Origin of the sequence: uncultured Corynebacterium sp. (assembly GCF_947253065.1) — a bacterium.
In the GTDB taxonomy this organism is placed as follows: Bacteria; Actinomycetota; Actinomycetes; order Mycobacteriales; family Mycobacteriaceae; genus Corynebacterium.
Genome location: NZ_CAMXWS010000076.1, coordinates 1 through 3,664, shown reverse-complemented (window position 1 = coordinate 3,664; position 3,664 = coordinate 1). Strand labels below are relative to the sequence as shown.

Sequence of the window (3,664 nt, the reverse complement as noted above, 5' to 3'; positions counted from 1 at the left end):
TTGACAACCAACTGCATTAGTTCCTCCTTGAATGACGCAGGGGATCACAGGCCCCCAACTCTACGGGTGGTTCGGCCCCTTCGACCAGCGCGGCCCCGCACTTCGCACCCATCGCTGCGAGCAGAATGCCGTGGCGGAAATAACCAGTGGACACGACCACGCGGTCGTTGACGCGTCCGAGGTATGGCAGGTCATCTGGCGAACCAGGGCGTGCACCGACGTGGACCTCAATCAGATCGCAGTCTTCGATGCCTGGGACGACCTCGCTCGCATCGCGCAGCAACTGCAACACGCCGCCTGCCTGCGGCTCAAACCTGTCGTCTTCGCGCGTGGTCGCGCCGATCGTGAGCGTGTCGTCCTCGCGCGGAATCAGATAAATTGGCCGGTCCTCAACAAAACCACGAATCACTCGTTTCAGCAGCGGCCGCTGGTGTTCCGGCACGCGCAGCTCCACCATGTCGCCGTACACCGGTCGCAGTTTCAGCGGATTCTCGCCCTCAAACCATCCAGTCGTCTCGCGTGCACCGAGCCCATTCGCCAGCACCACCTGGTCGGCATCCACATCGCCAACATCGCGCACAGCTTCCGCGACGAACTCAACGCCCGCATTCGCGCACGCATCCTTCAGCGCCGCCGCAAACAGCCGCGGGCGCACTTGATGGTCGCCAGGGATATGCACTGCACCGGCAATGGCGGGGTGGATTGCGGGCTCCAACCTCCTCGCCTCCCGCGTGGTGATCCGCTCCGTCGTCATTCCATGCAGCTCTTGGTACTCGCGCAGTTCTTCCAAGTGCGTCTTGTCCGCGCGATCTTTCGCCACCACCAGCGTGCCCTCTGTGCGATAGCCGGTTGGTTCATCCGTGTACTTGGTGGTCAGCTCGATCAGCTCCGGGTACCACTTGCCAGCGGCAATCATCAGTGGAAACAGCGGGTCCTGCTTGTACACGACCTCTGCTGCCGGTGCGAGCATGCCACCCGCATGCCAGGTCGCGCCACTGACAGGCGCTGGATCGTAGACCGTGACTAAGTGGCCGCCGTCGGCGAGACGAAGCGCCGTCGATAAGCCAATAATGCCCCCGCCGATTACTGCAACCTTCATGCTTTCCTTCTTTGCTGCCATTTATTGATCGCCCACCAGAACAACGGAATGAAAGCGACCGCGATGATCCAGTAGATCAACCAGAAACTGCCCGCAAGACCCGTGAGCTTGATCATCGCCGCCAAAATCACGATCGTGATCACGCATGCGATGACACAACGGGTGAGGTCGAATCCCTTGCCGCTCACGTCCGAAGTGCCACGCCACTTGTTGTCCATTGCCTGGATGAGGTCCTTGCCAAAAGCGATGGCGAATACCGCATAAAACGCGCCGAGCCCATGAAAGAAGTTTGCCCAGCGCATGTCCGCGATGCTCCAAAACGTGTAGATGAGTAGCACGAAATTGATCGGGATGGTGGCTACCAGCAGGGCGTATCCCGTTTTTGGGAGCCTGAACACGTAGCGCAGAATCATCCCGCCGAGCAGGCAGAACCAGTACGCGATCTCCGTGAGAATGATGGCAAGGATCATATCTTCCGACCATACGCGCCTCGCCGAACACGAAATTCCTTTAGCGTGGATAGGGCAATCGACAACGATCAAGGAGAGATTAATGTTTACTCGTTCCCGTGAAGATGTGGAAAAGGTCGAGTGGGGTGGCGGCACCTCTGAGCGTGTCCTGACCGCCAAGGACAATATGGGCTTCGCGGTTGCCCACACCGTTGTTCGTGCTGGTACCGAGTCCAAGCTGCAGTACCGCAACCACCTCGAAGCCTGCTACTGCATTGGTGGCTCCGGTGAGGTTGAGGACACCGAGGGCAATGTTTATCCGATCACCCCGGGCACGATTTATGTCCTCGATGAACACGACGCCCACTACCTCCGCGGTGGCAAGGACGAGGACCTGATCCTGGTTTCCATCTTCAACCCGGCGATCACCGGCGATGAGAAGCACACCCTGTCTGAGGACGGCTTTAGCTCCTACTAAACAAGACTGAACAGCGTATTCGCCACGCCGTTCTGATCGTGGCGCTGCTGAACTTCGGCTATTTCTTCGTCGAGTTCGCAGCCGCCATCGCGATCGGATCGGCGTCTCTTTTTGCCGATTCGGCAGACTTCCTCGAAGACACCGCGATCAACATGCTGGTGTTCATCGCAGTGGCATGGCCCGCTCCTCGACGCTGTGATCCTGTTGCGCCTGCGCAACGAAGATTCCTCGCTCGCAACCGGCGCCTGGCTTGCCGCGCGTAACGACGCCCTCGCCAACATCATCATCTTCGTGAACCTCTCCGCCGCAAAGGAGGTCTGGGAAGAGTCCCGCGAAGAGCACGATTCAATTGAGGAAGCTTTCGCCGATATGGATGACTGCTGACCCTTTCTCCCCTAAAGTGATGTGAAACACAAATCGCTAAGCGTAGGAGGCAGGTCTCATGTCCACCGACAAGAAACAACGCTCCGCATGGCTCGGCCCCGGGCTACTCATCAGTGCCTCATTCATCGGGCCGGGCACCGTCACCACCGCCACAGTCACTGGCGCAAGCTTCGGCTTTGCGTTGACTTGGGCGATTGTCTTCTCCGTGATCGCCACGATCATTCTTCAGGAAATGTCTGCCCGCCTCGGCCTCATGGGTGGCGTCAGCACAGGTGAAGCCATGCGTGAAACCTTTTCATCGCCCGTGGCCAAGCTGTTCATGATTGCGCTCATTGTCGCAGCTATTGGCATTGGCGGTGCTGCTTACGCGGGTGGCGACACAACCGGCACTGCACTCGCTTTGAGCGAAGTCACCAATCTCCCCGTTCCAGTTCTCTCCGGCATCATCGCCGCGGTGATCGTTCTTGTGCTGCTGACGGGTAGTTACAAGGTCCTCGAGCGCTTCATGACTGCGCTGGTGATCGTCCTGGTTGGCGTCTTCCTCGTCACCGCCGTGGCTGTGAAGCCTGATGTCGGCGCGCTTCTTCAGGGCATTTTCGTTCCCGAAGTGCCTGCTGGCGCCGCGCTGACCGCCATCGCCCTGATCGGTACGACAGTCGTTCCTTACAACGTTTTCTTGCACTCCAACCTCGCGCAGGAGAAGTGGGGTAGCGAACCACGCGATCTAGCCTTGAAGAAAGCTCGCGTGGACAACGTCGTCTCCATTTCTATTGGCGGCCTGATCACCCTGGCTATTCTCACCACCGCTGCCACCGTGATGTTCAGTCAGGGTTTGGCCGCCGAATCTGCAGCCGACCTCGCCGAGCCACTGCGCCCCATGCTTGGCGACGCCGCCCCCTGGGTCCTCGCCATCGGCCTCTTCGCCGCCGGCATGACATCCGCCGTCGCCGGCCCGCTCGGTGCCGCTTACGCCATTTGCGGAGTCATGGGCTGGTCTAGTGATTTGAAAGATCCAAAATTCCGCGCCATCTATCTCACGGTCGTTGTCGTCGGCGCGATCATTGCGATCACTGGCGTGAACCCGATCCAGGTGATCATTCTTGCCCAGGCAGCCAATGGCATTCTCCTGCCCGTCGTGGCCTTCTTCTTGCTCTACACCATGAATAACAAGAAGCTCCTCGGCGAGCACGCCAACGGCGTGGTCACCAATATCATCGGCGGCATTATCTTCCTGATCACCGTCGTGCTCGGCGG

The 3,664-nt window shown here is 59.2% G+C and carries 6 protein-coding genes; 4 read left to right on the top strand and 2 right to left on the bottom strand.

The window, feature by feature from the left end:
* Positions 1 to 16: 16 nt before the first annotated feature.
* Both thiO and Q0X21_RS10175 read right to left on the bottom strand, forming a co-directional pair.
* On the bottom strand, positions 17 to 1,099 hold the full coding sequence (thiO, locus tag Q0X21_RS10180) for a glycine oxidase ThiO (RefSeq protein WP_297851755.1): 1,083 nt from the start codon (positions 1,097 to 1,099) through the stop codon (positions 17 to 19).
* Positions 1,096 to 1,569 (bottom strand): hypothetical protein, encoded by a 474-nt coding sequence (locus Q0X21_RS10175; protein WP_297851754.1) that lies wholly within the window; start codon positions 1,567 to 1,569, stop codon positions 1,096 to 1,098. Before Q0X21_RS10175 ends, thiO begins: the two co-directional genes overlap by 4 nt.
* 82 nt (positions 1,570 to 1,651) lie before the next feature.
* On the opposite strand from Q0X21_RS10175, the gene Q0X21_RS10170 reads away from it, so the two are divergent.
* The 4 genes from Q0X21_RS10170 to Q0X21_RS10160 all read left to right on the top strand — a co-directional run.
* Positions 1,652 to 2,026 (top strand): ectoine synthase, encoded by a 375-nt coding sequence (locus Q0X21_RS10170; protein WP_297851753.1) that lies wholly within the window; start codon positions 1,652 to 1,654, stop codon positions 2,024 to 2,026.
* Between the two features lie 38 nt (positions 2,027 to 2,064).
* Positions 2,065 to 2,289, top strand: a complete 225-nt coding sequence (locus Q0X21_RS10355) for a hypothetical protein (RefSeq protein WP_367172839.1) — start codon at positions 2,065 to 2,067, stop codon at positions 2,287 to 2,289.
* The gene (locus Q0X21_RS10165; RefSeq protein ID WP_297851752.1) at positions 2,222 to 2,410 is read left to right on the top strand and encodes a hypothetical protein; all 189 of its coding nucleotides are present in this window, start codon (positions 2,222 to 2,224) and stop codon (positions 2,408 to 2,410) included. Before Q0X21_RS10355 ends, Q0X21_RS10165 begins: the two co-directional genes overlap by 68 nt.
* Positions 2,411 to 2,468: 58 nt before the next feature.
* The coding region (locus tag Q0X21_RS10160) for an Nramp family divalent metal transporter (protein WP_297851751.1) at positions 2,469 to 3,664 on the top strand (1,196 nt) is incomplete at its 3' end.

Excerpts from the sequence above, each read along its gene's own strand:
- thiO (WP_297851755.1), bottom strand. The coding sequence starts at position 1,099 with ATGAAGGTTGCAGTAATCGGCGGGGGCATTATTGGCTTATCGACGGCG.
- Q0X21_RS10175 (WP_297851754.1), bottom strand. The coding sequence starts at position 1,569 with ATGATCCTTGCCATCATTCTCACGGAGATCGCGTACTGGTTCTGCCTG.
- Q0X21_RS10170 (WP_297851753.1), top strand. The coding sequence starts at position 1,652 with ATGTTTACTCGTTCCCGTGAAGATGTGGAAAAGGTCGAGTGGGGTGGC.